Source organism: Bacillus sp. DWP3-1, from assembly GCF_049896565.1.
Lineage (GTDB): Bacteria > Bacillota > Bacilli > Bacillales > Bacillaceae > Bacillus.
Map to the genome: position 1 here is coordinate 77,063 of NZ_JAFCUN010000001.1, position 15,371 is coordinate 92,433.

General features: G+C 41.8%; 13 protein-coding genes. 12 read left to right on the forward strand and 1 reads right to left on the reverse strand.

Going from position 1 to position 15,371, the window contains the following annotated elements:
• Positions 1 to 282: 282 nt before the first annotated feature.
• Together ACP7A0_RS00430 and ACP7A0_RS00435 are read left to right on the forward strand one after the other, a co-directional pair.
• Complete coding sequence (locus ACP7A0_RS00430; protein ID WP_375567337.1) at positions 283 to 2,199, forward strand: heavy metal translocating P-type ATPase; 1,917 nt, start codon at positions 283 to 285, stop codon at positions 2,197 to 2,199.
• 104 nt (positions 2,200 to 2,303) lie between these two features.
• Complete coding sequence (locus tag ACP7A0_RS00435; RefSeq protein ID WP_060596127.1) at positions 2,304 to 3,398, forward strand: M24 family metallopeptidase; 1,095 nt, start codon at positions 2,304 to 2,306, stop codon at positions 3,396 to 3,398.
• 53 nt (positions 3,399 to 3,451) lie between these two features.
• Here ACP7A0_RS00435 and ACP7A0_RS00440 read toward each other — a convergent pair whose 3' ends face one another.
• Complete coding sequence (locus ACP7A0_RS00440) at positions 3,452 to 3,595, reverse strand: hypothetical protein (RefSeq protein WP_162839370.1); 144 nt, start codon at positions 3,593 to 3,595, stop codon at positions 3,452 to 3,454.
• A 93-nt stretch (positions 3,596 to 3,688) separates the two neighbouring features.
• Between ACP7A0_RS00440 and ACP7A0_RS00445 the strand changes: the two genes are divergently transcribed.
• The 10 genes from ACP7A0_RS00445 to ACP7A0_RS00490 all read left to right on the forward strand — a co-directional run bounded on the left by ACP7A0_RS00445 (position 3,689) and on the right by ACP7A0_RS00490 (position 15,243).
• A complete protein-coding gene (locus ACP7A0_RS00445; RefSeq protein WP_375567339.1) occupies positions 3,689 to 4,678 on the forward strand; it encodes a LacI family DNA-binding transcriptional regulator in 990 nt (329 codons plus the stop codon).
• A 55-nt stretch (positions 4,679 to 4,733) separates the two neighbouring features.
• On the forward strand, positions 4,734 to 5,588 hold the full coding sequence (gene glcT / locus ACP7A0_RS00450) for a glucose PTS transporter transcription antiterminator GlcT (protein ID WP_034662832.1): 855 nt from the start codon (positions 4,734 to 4,736) through the stop codon (positions 5,586 to 5,588).
• A gap of 202 nt (positions 5,589 to 5,790) precedes the next feature.
• Positions 5,791 to 7,890, forward strand: coding sequence for a glucose-specific PTS transporter subunit IIBC (ptsG, locus tag ACP7A0_RS00455; RefSeq protein ID WP_375567341.1), 2,100 nt, complete (start codon positions 5,791 to 5,793; stop codon positions 7,888 to 7,890).
• 93 nt (positions 7,891 to 7,983) lie between these two features.
• Positions 7,984 to 8,250, forward strand: coding sequence for a phosphocarrier protein HPr (locus ACP7A0_RS00460; protein ID WP_003211078.1), 267 nt, complete (start codon positions 7,984 to 7,986; stop codon positions 8,248 to 8,250).
• Positions 8,250 to 9,968: a phosphoenolpyruvate--protein phosphotransferase gene (ptsP, locus tag ACP7A0_RS00465; protein WP_106038798.1), complete on the forward strand. Its 1,719-nt coding sequence runs from the start codon at positions 8,250 to 8,252 to the stop codon at positions 9,966 to 9,968. The genes ACP7A0_RS00460 and ptsP overlap by 1 nt, the downstream gene beginning before the upstream one ends.
• Positions 9,969 to 10,065: 97 nt before the next feature.
• Positions 10,066 to 10,308: a transcriptional regulator SplA domain-containing protein gene (locus tag ACP7A0_RS00470; protein ID WP_044331928.1), complete on the forward strand. Its 243-nt coding sequence runs from the start codon at positions 10,066 to 10,068 to the stop codon at positions 10,306 to 10,308.
• Positions 10,309 to 10,390: 82 nt separating this feature from the next.
• Positions 10,391 to 11,419, forward strand: a complete 1,029-nt coding sequence (splB, locus tag ACP7A0_RS00475; protein ID WP_060596131.1) for a spore photoproduct lyase — start codon at positions 10,391 to 10,393, stop codon at positions 11,417 to 11,419.
• A gap of 115 nt (positions 11,420 to 11,534) precedes the next feature.
• Entirely contained in the window at positions 11,535 to 13,496 is a 1,962-nt protein-coding gene (locus ACP7A0_RS00480) for a methyl-accepting chemotaxis protein (RefSeq protein WP_034662818.1), read from the forward strand.
• Positions 13,497 to 13,571: 75 nt separating this feature from the next.
• Complete coding sequence (locus tag ACP7A0_RS00485; protein ID WP_307499538.1) at positions 13,572 to 14,357, forward strand: SDR family oxidoreductase; 786 nt, start codon at positions 13,572 to 13,574, stop codon at positions 14,355 to 14,357.
• 13 nt (positions 14,358 to 14,370) lie between these two features.
• The gene (locus ACP7A0_RS00490) at positions 14,371 to 15,243 is read left to right on the forward strand and encodes an NAD(P)-dependent oxidoreductase (protein ID WP_307499539.1); all 873 of its coding nucleotides are present in this window, start codon (positions 14,371 to 14,373) and stop codon (positions 15,241 to 15,243) included.
• Positions 15,244 to 15,371 lie beyond the last annotated feature (128 nt).

Consider the following 15,371-nt stretch of genomic DNA (forward strand, 5'->3'; position numbering starts at 1 on the left):
TTGTTAAGAACCAAGGCTCATTCCTTTGGTTCTTTTTTGTGTTCAATTGCTTTTCATCTGAATAAACTGTGCTCAGAAGAGACGGAATGGTCCACATCAATAATGATAATTATTATCAAAAAGAAATTATAATAATTATTAATTGAAAATTGATCAGAACCTGTTATAATGAATGACAGACCTATAAAAAGCTTGAAATAGCAGAAAATATAGATGAAAAAAGGAAACGGGCAACGATTGATGATGTGAAAACCATTATCAATTAGAGAGGAGAAAACAATCATGAATGAGAATACAGCACTTTATCAAACAACAAATCAAAAGGAAAAATGGTCCCTTCATCAATGGGCACAGCACGGAGAATTAATAGCAGCAGGTATCTCGGGGATTCTCATTTTGATTGGATGGATTCTAAAGGATGAGAGCATGTGGAGTATTCCTTTATTTATCCTTGCGTTTATGATTGGAGGTTTTGCAAAGGCGAAGGAAGGAATTGAAGAAACCATTTCGTCTAAAAGCTTGAATGTTGAACTTTTAATGATTTTCGCAGCCATAGGCTCAGCTATCATTGGATATTGGGCAGAGGGCGCTATCTTAATTTTTATTTTCTCACTAAGTGGTGCGCTTGAAACGTATACGTCAAATAAAAGCAAGAAGGATTTAACAGCTTTAATGAGCATCGCACCAGATGAAGCGACTTTAATTGAAGAAGATGGCACGACCATTCAAATCGCTGCTTCATCTTTAACACCAGGTGACCGTATCATGATCAAAGCTGGGGAACGTATTGCAGCAGATGGTGTGATTTTAAGCGGGAGAACAAGTGTAGATGAATCTGCGCTCACGGGCGAGTCTGTACCACAAGAAAAAGGGCAGGGCGAAGACGTGTTTGCAGGAACAGTGAACTTAAATGGTTCCTTAACAGTAGAAGTCACCAAACATAATGAAGAAACGCTTTTCCATAAAATTATTAAACTTGTCGAATCGGCTCAGGAAAGTGTGTCACCAAGCCAGGCATTTATTGAAAAATTCGAAGGTGCGTATGTAAAAGGTGTACTGATCACCGTCGCGATTTTAATGGTTCTGCCTCATTTTGTACTAGGCTGGAGCTTGAGTGAAACCTTCTACCGGGCCATGGTATTTATGGTTGTTGCATCACCTTGTGCGCTTGTTGCATCCATTATGCCAGCTGCTTTGTCACTGATCTCAAACGGCGCAAGAAACGGAATGCTTGTCAAAGGAAGCGTCTTTTTAGAAAAGCTAGGCACAAGCAGCATGATTGCTTTTGATAAAACTGGGACGATTACAAGCGGAAAGCCGGCTGTAGATCAAGTTGTGATAGCTAAAGGACAAGAGGAAGCTGCTTTTTATCAGGCGCTTTATCAAATTGAAAGTCAATCAAACCACCCGTTAGCGAAAGCGATCTCTGATATGGCAAAAGAGCACCACATAGAAAGATCAGCTCATGTCACCATTGAAGAAACCTCTGGTTTTGGTGTAAAGGCACAATTGAATGGAGAAACGTGGCGGATTGGGAAGAAAGACTTTGCCGGCAAGGCTTCAATGGGCCGCGAGATCGAAGAGAAGGAAGATTATCTTTCTGAAAAAGGATACACAGTGGTGTATGTTCAAAAGGATCAAGAAGTCGTTGGCTGCCTTGGCCTTAAGGATCAAATTAGACCTGAAGCTAAAAAAATGATTCAAGAGCTGAATGATTTAGGCATACAAACCGTCATGCTGACAGGAGATCAGCAAAAAACGGCTGAAGCCATTGCGCAGGAAGCCGGCATCCAAACGGTTGTCGCTGAGTGCCTTCCAGATGAAAAGGTACATGAGGTCAATCAACTTAAAAAACAAGGTAATTCCATCATCATGGTAGGAGACGGAATCAATGATGCACCGGCACTCGCCACAGCAGATGTGGGGGTTGCGATGGGCGGAGGCACAGACGTGGCCTTAGAAACAGCAGATCTGATCTTAATGAAGAACAATTTAAATAACTTAACAAAGATGATCCGTCTTTCAAGAAAGATGAATCGAATCATTAAGCAAAATATCATTTTCTCATTAACGGTGATTTGTTTGTTAATTTGTGCGAATTTCTTACAAGTGCTTGATTTGCCTTTTGGCGTCATCGGGCATGAAGGAAGTACGATTTTGGTCATTTTAAATGGACTGCGTCTTCTTCGGGCATCTTAAGCGAATCATCATAGCGCACTTGGCTTCTGCCAGTGCGCTTTTGTGCGAAATATAGCAAAAACTGATACAATAGATCAGTAGAAAAACGTGTGAGGAGGATCACGATGAACCGAATGAAGAGCTTGTCTTCTTGGCTAAAGGAAAAAGACATTCAAGGTGCATTTATACATACAAAGGAAAATGTGTTTTATCTATCTGGATACTTCACAGAGCCGCATGAAAGAGTAATGGGGCTGTTTGTGTTTCAAGAGGCAGATCCATTTTTTGTTTTGCCTAAAATGGAAGTCGAGCAGGCGAAAAATGCTGGATGGTCAGGCGATATCATTGGTTATGAAGACCATGAGAATCCATTTGATTTCATTCAGTCAGCAGTAGAAAAACGCGGTGTAAGAGCAACTCAACTTGCAATTGAAAAAGAGTCGATTCCGCTTCAAAGAGCAGAGCAGCTTCAAGCTGCCACTGGGGCAGAAACTTTTGTCCGGGCAGAAGAAGAGCTCAATCAGCTAAGACTGATTAAAGATGAATCTGAAATTGCTACACTGAAAAAAGCCGCTCAATTGGCAGATGAAGGTGTGAAAATTGGGGTGGACGCCTTAAAAGAAGGAATCACCGAAACAGAAGTGCTCGCTGTCATTGAATATGAGCTAAAGAAAAAAGGCATTCAAGGCATGTCCTTTTCGACGATGGTTCTCTTTGGCGAAAAATCAGGAGAGCCTCACGGAAATCCAGGGCAGACAGCCTTAAAAAAAGGCGATTTTGTGTTATTTGACCTTGGTGTCATTGTTGATGGCTATTGCTCAGACATTACAAGAACATTCATCTATCAGGAAGCTTCTGACAAGCAAAAGGACATCTATCAAACCGTCCTGAACGCAGAAATGGCGGCACTTGAAATGAGTAAGCCGGGCGTGCGAATTGGAGACCTGGACTTAAAAGCACGCGGGCTGATCACAGAAGCTGGATATGGGGCCTATTTCCCTCACCGCCTTGGGCATGGTCTAGGGGTGTCTGTTCATGAGTTTCCTTCTATGAGCCAGGCAAATGATGATCTTCTCCAAGAAGGCATGGTGTATACGATCGAACCGGGGATCTACGTCCCAGGAGTCGGCGGCGTCAGAATTGAAGATGATGTACTGATCACAGCAGATGGTCCAGTCACTTTAACCAATTATCCGAAAGAGCTGACGATCATCAAGTAATAAAAAAATCACGATGAACGTCCATGTCTTGGAAGTGTCATCGTGATTTTTTGTCACTCTTTTCGATCCTTATCAACAAAAAAATCATCAATTGATTCAAACGGTTTGATTTTATGTTCTTTTCCTAAAGGATGTAGTGCAAAACGAGCAGAAAACAAAACAGTCATACATAATATAATCCATATGATGATACCCATCTTGAATTCCCCTTTCCATCCAGTGATTTGTTCAGCTCACATACATCTTAAAGTATGAAACGCTTACCATATCAAGAGAAAGTAGGAGAAAAAATGCCAAACATAAGGGAGATTGCGAAAAGAGCGGGCGTATCTGTGACAACTGTATCACGTGTGTTGAATGATCATCCTTATGTCAAAGAAGAAAAACGAGAACGAGTGCTACATGCGATGAAAAAGCTCAAATATACGAGAAACATTCAGGCTGTACATTTAGCAAAGGGCTATTCAAATATGCTTGGCATTGTTCTTCCAACGATTGATCATTCTTATTTCAGCAGACTTGTCACAGGGATTGCCGAGAAAGCACAGGCGCGCGGTATGCATTTTGCTTTATTTCAAACAGGGTATGATCCTTTAAAAGAAAAAGAAGCATTGATGAGTTTAAAAGAGCGCCGCGTGGATGGGTTAATCTTTTGCTCAAATGCGTTAAGTGATCGAGACATTTTAAGGTGGCAGGAATCCGGGCCTATTATTTTTTGCCATCCGGCGCCTTTTGAAGACTGCTCAACGGTGTCGATTGCACATGATCAAGCATTTAAAGAAGGGCTGCATCATTTAGCAGCATGCGGACATCAGCGAATCGCGATTGTTCTAGCCAGAATAGAAGGCGCAAACAGCCAGTCACGACTTCAAGCTTATCAAGATATGATGAAATCGCTCGGGCAGGAGATTGATGAAGAATGGATCATCGAAGGGAAGCTCACACTTTTTGATGGAAAACAATTATTCACAGAGTGGCAGGAGATGAAGAATCGCCCCACAGCATTATTCATCACAAATGACGACGTATCAGCAGGCTTTTTATTAGAGGCGCAGCGTCATGATATAAAAGTAGGAGAATCTCCAGCCATACTCGGCTTTCAAAATGATCAATTGAGTGAGGCTTTGGGGATTTCCAGCATTGATATTCCGCTTAAACGTATGGGTCAGGAAGCGTTTGACTTGTTCGACCGGGCCGTAAAGGGAGAGACACCAGAAAAAAGAATGCTGCCATTTCGCCTGATCGAGCGATCAACCACCGTTTTCAAAAACAATCGTTGACGCACGTTTCATCTGTTTTGTACGATAAGAGGGATTGAATAAGAAGGAGGTGGGGATGTTCATGGAATCCTTCACCGTTGATAAAGCGTTAAATAATAATGTCATCATCGCAAGACACCCTTCTTGGGGCGAAGTGGTTCTAATTGGGAAAGGAATCGGCTTCGGGAAAAAATCGGGTGATGTTCTCGATCAAGACACATTTGAAAAAATGTTTGTACTTAAAAATACAAAAGAACAAACAGAATATAAACAGCTGCTTCACCACATTGATGAGAACATGATCGAGCTTGCCAATGACGTCATTTATCATATACGAGAAAAAATGGGGCACCGTTTGAATGAGCATATTCATATTGCCCTGACTGACCATATTGCCTTTAGTTTTAAGCGGGTGCAGCAAGGATATGATATCACCAATCCCTTTATGCTTGAGACTAAATCGCTGTATCCGAAAGAATACGAGGTCGCAAAGGAAGTCGTTGAGCTGATTAACGAGCGTTCAGATGTCGAAACAAAGCTGCCAGAAGGAGAGATTGGTTTTATTGCGCTCCATATTCACTCAGCTTTGACGAATCGGCCCTTATCTGAGGTGAACCGTCATTCGCAGCTTATTACGCAGATGGTCCAAGTCATAGAAGATTCATTTCATATGAAAGTAGACCGTGAAAGTATTCATTATTTACGCTTATTGCGCCATATTACATTTTCGATTGAGCGCATTAAACGGGAAGAATCATTAGAGGAGCCAGAAAAATTGCTTCATCTATTGAAAAATGAATATCCTTTATGCTACAATACTGCTTGGAAAATGATCAAAATATTACAACATGCATTGAAAAAGCCTGTACAGGATGCGGAGGCTGTCTACCTGACACTTCATCTGTACAGATTGACAAATAAAATTTCATAGTTTCCTTGAAACGTGTAACTGATTCGATCAGGCATGAGTGACTTAAGGTAAATACAGGATAAGATCCTGTTATTTGCGCAACCTTATATCACCATGCCTTTTTTTGTGTTTGAAGGTGAAATGTAAACGGTTAATTATGAAATGTACGTCAGGGAGCGTCCCACATGTATGTTGTAAGCGAAAACAAAAGGAGGTTCAACCAGTGTTTAAATCACTTTTTGGTGTGTTGCAAAAAATTGGACGAGCACTTATGCTTCCAGTTGCGATCCTTCCTGCTGCTGGTATTTTACTAGCACTTGGGAATGCGATGCAAAATCCGCAGCTGATTGATGTAGCTCAATTTTTAAGCAATGATACAATTCAGCTTGTTGCAAGTGTCATGGAAAATGCGGGGAACATTGTCTTCTCGAATCTTCCGCTCTTATTTGCTGTAGGGGTTGCCATCGGTCTTGCTAATGGAGACGGTGTGGCAGGGATTGCCGCAATTATCGGTTATCTTGTCATGAACGTGACAATGAGTGCCGTATTAATGGCCAATGGATCGATTCCATCCGATTCCATCAAATTGGCTAAGTTCTTTAAGGAAAGCCATCCAGCGTATATTAATATGCTCGGCATTCCGACCTTGTCTACCGGCGTCTTCGGCGGGATTATTGTCGGGGTATTAGCAGCTTATATGTATAATAAATTTTACAAAATTGAGCTCCCGCAATATCTCGGCTTCTTTGCTGGTAAACGTTTTGTTCCAATCGTTACATCTATTTCAGCACTTATTTTAGGGCTTTTGATGCTAGTCATTTGGCCGCCAATTCAAGGTGCACTGAACTCGTTTTCAACAGGACTGCTCGCAGCGAATGAGCCGCTTGCTGCCTTTGTATTCGGTGTGATTGAACGCTCATTAATTCCGTTTGGTCTGCACCACATTTTCTACTCGCCATTCTGGTATGAGTTCTTTAGTTATAAGAGCTTATCAGGTGAGCTTGTCCGTGGTGATCAGCGTATCTTCATGGCACAGATCAAAGATGGTGTTCAGCTGACAGCTGGTACATTCATGACAGGGAAATATCCGTTCATGATGTTTGGTCTGCCAGCAGCAGCACTTGCGATTTACCATGAAGCAAAACCAAAGAATAAAAAGCTTGTCGCTGGAATTATGGGATCAGCAGCCCTGACTTCTTTCCTAACAGGGATTACTGAACCGCTTGAATTCTCATTCTTGTTTGTTGCACCAGTGTTATTTGCAATCCACTGTGTATTTGCTGGATTATCCTTTATGATTATGGATATTCTAAACGTGAAAATCGGTATGACCTTCTCAGGGGGATTAATCGACTTCTTCTTATTCGGTATCTTGCCAAACAGAACCGCTTGGTGGCTTGTGATTCCAGTTGGTCTCGTACTTGCTGCTATTTATTACTTCGGATTTAGATTCGCCATTCGCAAATTTAATCTGAAAACGCCAGGCCGCGAGGATGAAGCAGCTGACGGTGCAGATAGTGCTAAGTCTGAAAAGGGTAATGACTTACCTTATGAAATTCTTGAAGCGATGGGTGACCAAGAAAACATTAAACACCTTGATGCTTGTATTACGCGTTTACGTGTCACTGTCAATGATCAGAAGAAAGTGGACAAGGACCGCTTGAAAAAGCTTGGTGCTTCAGGAGTTCTCGAAGTAGGAAACAACATCCAGGCCATCTTTGGACCACGCTCTGATAATTTAAAAACACAAATGCAGGACATCATTGCAGGCCGCACGCCTCGTCCAGCTAAAGACCCTTCTGCAAAAGAAGAAGTCAGCCAGCAGGTCGAAGAAGTCATTGCAAAACCGCTTCAAAACGAGCAAGGTGAAGAAATCTTTGCTTCACCAATTACAGGGGAGCTTCATCCGATTACAGATGTACCAGATCAAGTATTCTCAGGGAAAATGATGGGTGACGGTTTCGCCATCTTGCCAACAGATGGAACGGTGGTTTCACCGGTGAAAGGGAAGATCTTAAATGTATTCCCAACGAAACACGCAATTGGCCTGCAATCTGACGGTGGACTTGAAATTTTAATCCACTTCGGTATTGATACGGTCAGCCTTAAAGGAGAAGGATTTGAAGCATTTGTACAAGAGGGAGATCAAGTAGAAATCGGTCAAAAACTCTTAGAGGTTGATATTGATAAAATTAAGTCTGAAGTACCATCTTTGATGACACCAATTGTATTTACCAACTTAGGTGAAGGACAATTTATTGACCTTCAAGAATCCGGTATAATCAAAGCTGGTCAAGAAAACATCATGAAAATTTCAAAATAATTTTCATAACTGCCGTTCTTGTTAGATGACAAGCTCGGCAGTATGATATAATATTGTGGATGTATTAATTGTATAAAAAGGAGATTGATAAAAATGGCTCAACAAACATTCAAAGTAACTGCAGATTCTGGAATTCACGCACGTCCTGCAACAGTTCTTGTACAAACTGCTAGTAAATATGATGCTGATATCAACTTAGAATATAATGGTAAAACAGTGAACCTGAAATCTATTATGGGTGTAATGTCTCTAGGAATTGCGAAAGGTGCTACAATCACAATCTCTGCTTCTGGTTCTGATGAAAATGATGCACTTGCTGCGCTTAAAGACACAATGAAAAGTGAAGGCCTAGGCGAGTAATGCAACAACTGAAAGGAATCGGTGCTTCAGCAGGCGTTGCGATTGCAAAAGCATACCGTCTGGAAGAACCAGATTTAACAGTTCACCAAAAAGACATCAACGATCCAGAGACAGAAGTGAAGCGTTTTGAAGAAGCAATTCATGTTTCTAAACAAGAACTTGAAGCAATTAAAGAACATGCGCTAAAAGAGCTTGGCCAAGACAAAGCAGATATCTTTTCTGCACACCTTCTTGTGTTAAGTGATCCAGAGCTGCTAAACCCAGTAAAGGATAAAATCAACTCTGATAAAGTAAATGCTGAATTTGCTTTAAAAGAAACAGCGACAATGTTTGTCACCATGTTCGAAGCAATGGACAATGAATACATGAAGGAACGTGCAGCGGATATTCGCGACGTAACAAAACGTGTAACTGGACATTTGCTAGGCGTTGACATTCCAAATCCAAGCATGATTTCTGAAGAAGTCATCATCATCGCTGAAGATTTAACACCTTCTGATACTGCTCAGCTGAACAGACAATTCGTCAAAGGTTTTGCGACAGATATCGGCGGCCGTACTTCTCACTCAGCGATCATGGCAAGATCTATGGAGATTCCAGCAGTTGTTGGAACAAAAGAAGCAACAAAAACGGTGAAAAACAATGATCTGATCATTGTCGATGGTATTAGCGGAGACGTCATCATTCAGCCTTCTGAAGATGAAGTGAAAGCGTATCAAAAAAAGCATGAAGACTACTTAGCTCAAAAAGCGGAATGGGCGAAACTTGTTGATCAGCCAACGGTCACAAAAGACGGCGTTCACGTAGAGCTAGCTGCAAATATCGGAACACCTGAGGATGTAAAAGGTGTACTTGAAAATGGCGGCGAAGCAGTCGGATTGTACCGTACAGAATTTTTATACATGGGCAGAGATCAGCTTCCAACAGAAGAAGAACAGTTCAATGCTTATAAAACAGTGTTAGAGAAGATGGAAGGTAAAGCGGTTGTTGTCCGCACACTTGATATTGGTGGCGATAAAGAACTCCCTTACTTGCAGCTTCCAAAAGAAATGAACCCGTTCCTTGGCTTTAGAGCGATCCGCCTTTGCCTCGAAGAACAGGAGATTTTCAGAACACAACTACGCGCCTTACTTCGTGCAAGTACATATGGAAACTTGAAAATCATGTTCCCTATGATCGCGACATTATCAGAGTTTAGAGAAGCAAAAGCCATTTTACTTGAAGAAAAAGAAGCATTGGTTGCCGCTGGTACAGACGTATCCGATTCCATTGAAATCGGTATAATGGTAGAAATTCCATCAACCGCTGTCATCGCAGACCAATTCGCAAAAGAAGTTGATTTCTTCAGTATTGGAACAAATGATTTGATTCAATACACAATGGCTGCTGATCGAATGAACGAACGAGTGTCTTATCTTTACCAGCCTTACAATCCAGCGATTTTACGTTTGATTACGCTTGTTATTGAAGCAGCGCATAAAGAAGGTAAATGGGTTGGCATGTGCGGTGAGATGGCAGGAGATGAAATCGCAATCCCACTTCTACTTGGATTAGGATTAGATGAATTCTCAATGAGTGCAACATCTATTCTTCCAGCAAGAACACAGCTAAGCAAGCTTTCTAAGGAAGAAGCTGCATCATTTAAAGAGCATATTTTATCACTTAGCACAACAGAAGAAGTGGTTGATTTCGTGAAGAAAACGTTTCAACATCACTAAGTGAATTCAAACCAGACAGTAACCCTGTCTGGTTTTTTTGTCGAATTTTATCATATTGGGTCATATCCGGCAGAGAGAAGGGCATCCTATAAGAAAAATGGAGGTGACCAGATTGCCTTTCTCAGACTATAAACCGGGTGATCAAGTATATGTGATTTATCGAAATCCACATGCAGCAAACGTAGCACAAATCAAAGAAGCAGAAATTGTTTCACATCCATATAACGAAGAGGAGCTTGCCCTATTTTTACTTGAAACGTATCATCCTTTAGCTCCAGATGATGCGGTCTTTCCGACATATGAAGAAGCAGAAGCTCTTTATCAAGATTTGTTTGAATAAGGGAGATTTTAGAAAGGATAAAAGCCATCCTGCGCGGTTAAAGTAACCGTATGAAAACCTATAAGGTAAGGATGTGCTAAATATGATCAAACCTTTTGTGCCCCAGCTTGTTTACATTGAACCAAGGGCGTTAGAGTACCCGTTAGGACGAGAGCTGAAGGAAAAGTTCGAGGGTATGGGTATTGAAATAAGAGAAACGACTTCACATAACCAAGTAAGAAATATTCCGGGTAAAAATGACTTGCAAAAGTATCGTAATGCGAAATCAACGCTTGTCATTGGTGTGAGGAAAACGTTGAAGTTTGATACGTCTAAACCATCTGCAGAGTATGCGATCCCATTTGCGACAGGATGTATGGGGCATTGCCATTATTGCTATCTGCAAACGACAATGGGAAGTAAGCCGTACATTCGAACATATGTGAATGTTGAAGAAATATTAGATCAGGCGGAGCAGTACATGAACGAGCGTGCGCCTGAAATCACGAGATTTGAAGCTTCTTGTACTTCAGATATTGTAGGAATTGACCATTTGACACATACACTAAAGGCAGCGATTGAATACTTCGGCCAGACTGATCTTGGTAAGCTTCGCTTTGTCACCAAATTTCATCATGTCGATCATTTACTTGATGCAAAGCACAACGGCCGAACAAGATTCCGCTTTAGTATCAATGCGGATTATGTCATTAAATATTTCGAACCCGGAACATCACCGTTAGATCAGCGGATTGAAGCAGCTGTCAAGGTCGCAAAAGCAGGCTATCCTCTTGGCTTTATTATTGCCCCAATTTACATTCACGAAGGCTGGCAGGAAGGATATAAAGTTCTTTTTGAAAAGCTCGATGCAGCCCTAACTGAAGATGTCAGGCACGATATCACCTTTGAAATGATTCAGCATCGTTTTACAAAACCAGCGAAGCGTGTGATCCAAAAAAACTATCCGAAATCAAAATTAGAATTGGATGAAGAAAAAAGAAGATACAAGTGGGGTAGATATGGAATTGGGAAATATATCTACCAAAAAGATGAGGAACAAGAACTAAGACAGACGTTAGAATCATATATCGATCAGTACTTTCCGTCTGCAAAAATTGAATATTTTACTTAAAGCAAGCCTTTATGGCTTGTTTTTTCTATTTAAATTTTCTTACAACTATTGAATGCGGTACCAATTTTGCCGATATACAAAATAAGATGCGAAAGTAGGATGTAGGGGTGATGAGATGTTTAAGAAACTTCAAGTGAGAATAGCTGTTTTCATCTCAGTTATTTTAATTTTAACCGTCGTGGCCGTTCAAGTGGGTTCCAACATAGTATTAACACCACTCATTGAACGGGATGCAAAAACCACCACAGCGGCAACAGCAGAAAGCATGAGAGATATTATTGCACAAAAGCTTGATAATTACGGGGGTACAATTAACAAACTGGCAACAAGTACACTGACTGAAGATTTTGCACAAAAGCAAACAAAACAAACATTAGCCTTTGAAAACGATGAACTAAAAGTCTTGCAGGAGCAGGATGAACTCATCTCACTTGCCTATATAGGAACAAGTGACGGTAAAATGTTTGCCTTCCCAGAGTCTGATTTTGGTGAAGGATATGATCCAACTAAGCGAGATTGGTTTATCAATTCGGCTGAAAAGCCTGATGAAGTCATCTGGACAGATCCGTATATTGATAAAGCAACGAATGAAATGGTTGTCTCAGCCACCAAGGCAATTGTGCGAAATGGAAAGGTTGTTGGAGTCGCAGGACTTGATTTGAAGCTGTCTTCCATTCAATCGTATATAAAGGAACAAAAGATTCCTTATATGGGAAACGCTTTCTTAGTAGATGGCAAAGGAACGATTTTGGCACATCCAACTGAGCAAGGAAAAAACATATCAAAAGTCGCTTCTGTAAAAAAAGCGATCGACAATTCCGGTCTTGATGATAACAAAGAACTGACGGTCATATCTAAAATCAAAGAGGCCGATTGGACAATAGGTGTCAGCTTTGAGAAAAAGAAACTGCTTTGGATCACAGAACAAATGAATCAGACAAGCATCATGATTTCAGTCATTGCCATTGTTCTTGCGATCATTCTCAGTTTCTTATTAGCAAGAAGCATCACAACGCCAATCAAGCGTCTGATCGAGCATGTGCGTAAGGTGTCTGAAGGTGATTTAACCAGCTCACTTGAAACGAAATCTCAAGATGAGATTGGTTTCCTCACGAAGAGCTTTAATCAAATGACCGAGGGGATCAGAGAGTTAATTGAAAAAGTAAAAGGGGCTTCAGACCAAGTAGTGACATCTACGGATGAAGTCACGCAAATTTCAAATGAAACCTTACTGTCGAGCGAACAGATTGCAACGGCCATTCAAGAGGTGGCAACAGGTGCGTCTAAGCAGGCTTCAGAAGCAGAAACGATTAATGAGAAATCAGAGCATTTATATGAAAAAGTACGTCATATGGGTGAGCTTGCCACGCAAATGCAAGCCAACTCAAAATCATCTGAAGATGCAGGCTATAGAGGGCTCGATGCACTAGGTATGCTCGTTCAAAAATCAACACAAGCGAACGAGGAATCGAAGAAAGTGGAGCAAATGCTGCTTGACCTTGAACATAAAACGAAAAATATTGAAAACGTTGTGACCGCCATCTCTGAAATCTCTGATCAAACGAATTTACTTGCTCTGAATGCAAGCATTGAAGCAGCGAGAGCCGGAGAAAGCGGACGAGGATTTGCTGTTGTTGCAGAAGAAGTCAGAAAGCTTGCTGAACAATCTGCGCAATCAACCAAACACATTAGTGAAACCGTCAAACTCATTCAAGATGAATCGAAAAAGGCGGCTGAAGCGATGACGGCAGCAAGTAAGATGAATGAGGAACAAGGTGAAGCCATTAATGCAACAGGCGAGGCACTGAGCAGCATCACAATGGAAATGCAGGCACTTGTCGGCTCAATTGACAGCATTCATACACAGATCAATGAAATGACAGACGAACAGCAGAAAATGAATGACTCCATTCAAAGCATTGCTGCGATCTCAGAAGAATCTGCGGCTTCAGCTGAGGAAGTGCATGCGTCTACAGATGAACAAGTCCAAGCTTTAGAAAGAACGAAAACTTCGACTGAAATGCTGAACGAATCAAGCCAGGCATTACGTCAGGCGGTTGATCGGTTTAAGCTGTAATCAAGCGGAAAGGAACCTTGCGACGTGAGCAAGGTTCTTTTTGTATGATAAAATAAAGCTAGAGGAGGTGTTGACATGGATGTCAATCTATCTGGAAAAAAAGCCTTGGTCGCTGCAAGCAGTCAAGGTATTGGAAAAGCCATTGCCTTTGCTCTAGCAAAAGAGGGAGCAGATGTGATGCTTTCAGGAAGGCATGAGCACACGCTGAAAGAAACAGTCAAAGAATTATCTCCGCTTGTAAAAGGAAAGCTGACTTATCAAGTATGTGATGTGTCTGACGCGCAGCAAATCAAGGCGCTAGTTCAAGCGGCAGCTGGAGATGAGAAGTGTCTAGACATTCTTGTGAACAATACAGGCGGGCCTAAAACAGGGACGCTTGAAACCTTAACAGATGAAGACTGGATGGAATCATTTCAGCTTCATTTACTCAGTTATATTCGATTATTAAAAGAGGCCTTGCCTTATTTGAAAAAACACGGCGCACGCGTGTTAAACATTGCGTCTATGTCAGTGAAAGAACCGATCCCAGGCTTGATGCTGTCAAATACTTTTAGACCGGCTATTGCCGGCTGGACAAAAACAGCCGCTCAGGAGTTTGCAAAGGATGGCATTTTAATCAATACGTTAGCCCCAGGGAAAATTGAAACAGACCGCGTCAAACAGCTGGACAAGCACCGCGCACAGGCAGAGCACTTAACGGTTGAAGAAATCAAAGCACAGGCCGAACGTGCGATTCCGCTTGGCCGTTACGGACAGCCAGAGGAATTTGCAGCATATGCAGCTTTTCTTTTATCTGAAGCCAATACATATATGACAGGTCAAACACTCATCATTGATGGTGGACTGACAAAGTCTCTTTAAGGAGGAACAAGTGATGACACAAATCCAAACAGTTGGTTTTATTGGAATCGGTGTAATGGGACGCAGTATGGCAGGACATTTAATGGATGCCGGATATGAAGTTCTCGTTTATACAAGAACAAAAGCGAAAGCAGATGCACTCATTCAAAAAGGCGCATCATGGAAGCCGGCAGTGAAGGAGATTGCAGAACATGCAGATGCTGTCATCACAATGGTAGGATATCCATCAGATGTAGAAGAAATCTATTTAGGTGAAGAAGGGCTTGTGGCACATGCTGCGCCTGGTACCTATCTGATTGATATGACTACATCGAAGCCTCAGCTGGCAAAAGAAATTGAAATGAAAGCAAAAGAAAAAGGGTTGTTTGCATTAGATGCACCAGTTTCTGGCGGAGACGTAGGGGCAAAAAATGGAACGCTTGCGATTATGATTGGCGGAGAAAAATCAGCCTATGAAGCGTGCCTGCCCTTATTTGAGCAAATGGGCGAAAACATTCAATATCAAGGACCTGCAGGAAGCGGTCAGCATACCAAAATGTGTAACCAAATTGCGATCGCAGCAGGTATGGTAGGCGTTGCAGAGGCCATGGCCTATGCCGAAAAATCAGGACTTGATCCAGAGCATGTGCTCAAAAGCATTACAACGGGCGCGGCAGGAAGCTGGTCCTTGTCAAACCTTGCACCAAGAATGCTGAAAGGTGATTTCGAGCCAGGGTTCTACGTGAAGCATTTTATCAAGGATATGGGCATTGCACTTGAGGAAGCAGAACTGATGGGAGAAGAAATGCCAGGACTCGCGCTTGCAAAGTCACTTTATGAAAAGCTGAGCGAACAGGGCGAAGAAAACAGCGGCACACAGAGTATATATAAATTATGGGTAAAATAAAAAGACCTGTCCCACTTAGAGACAGGTCAGCGTGTAGACAAACCCTCGCATTCGGTGTCAGTCCTGCGTGCCGGTGCTCACGAATGTCAAATTCGCTCCGCTCCGGTACTCGTCCTTCCTAGACTGCA

Coding starts and splice junctions, on each gene's coding strand:
- ACP7A0_RS00490 (WP_307499539.1), top strand. CDS start 14,371: ATGACACAAATCCAAACAGTTGGTTTTATTGGAATCGGTGTAATGGGA.
- ACP7A0_RS00485 (WP_307499538.1), top strand. CDS start 13,572: ATGGATGTCAATCTATCTGGAAAAAAAGCCTTGGTCGCTGCAAGCAGT.
- ACP7A0_RS00430 (WP_375567337.1), top strand. CDS start 283: ATGAATGAGAATACAGCACTTTATCAAACAACAAATCAAAAGGAAAAA.
- ACP7A0_RS00480 (WP_034662818.1), top strand. CDS start 11,535: ATGTTTAAGAAACTTCAAGTGAGAATAGCTGTTTTCATCTCAGTTATT.
- ACP7A0_RS00440 (WP_162839370.1), bottom strand. CDS start 3,595: ATGGGTATCATCATATGGATTATATTATGTATGACTGTTTTGTTTTCT.
- splB (WP_060596131.1), top strand. CDS start 10,391: ATGATCAAACCTTTTGTGCCCCAGCTTGTTTACATTGAACCAAGGGCG.
- ptsP (WP_106038798.1), top strand. CDS start 8,250: ATGCAACAACTGAAAGGAATCGGTGCTTCAGCAGGCGTTGCGATTGCA.
- ACP7A0_RS00460 (WP_003211078.1), top strand. CDS start 7,984: ATGGCTCAACAAACATTCAAAGTAACTGCAGATTCTGGAATTCACGCA.
- ACP7A0_RS00435 (WP_060596127.1), top strand. CDS start 2,304: ATGAACCGAATGAAGAGCTTGTCTTCTTGGCTAAAGGAAAAAGACATT.
- ACP7A0_RS00445 (WP_375567339.1), top strand. CDS start 3,689: ATGCCAAACATAAGGGAGATTGCGAAAAGAGCGGGCGTATCTGTGACA.
- ACP7A0_RS00470 (WP_044331928.1), top strand. CDS start 10,066: ATGGAGGTGACCAGATTGCCTTTCTCAGACTATAAACCGGGTGATCAA.
- glcT (WP_034662832.1), top strand. CDS start 4,734: ATGTTCATGGAATCCTTCACCGTTGATAAAGCGTTAAATAATAATGTC.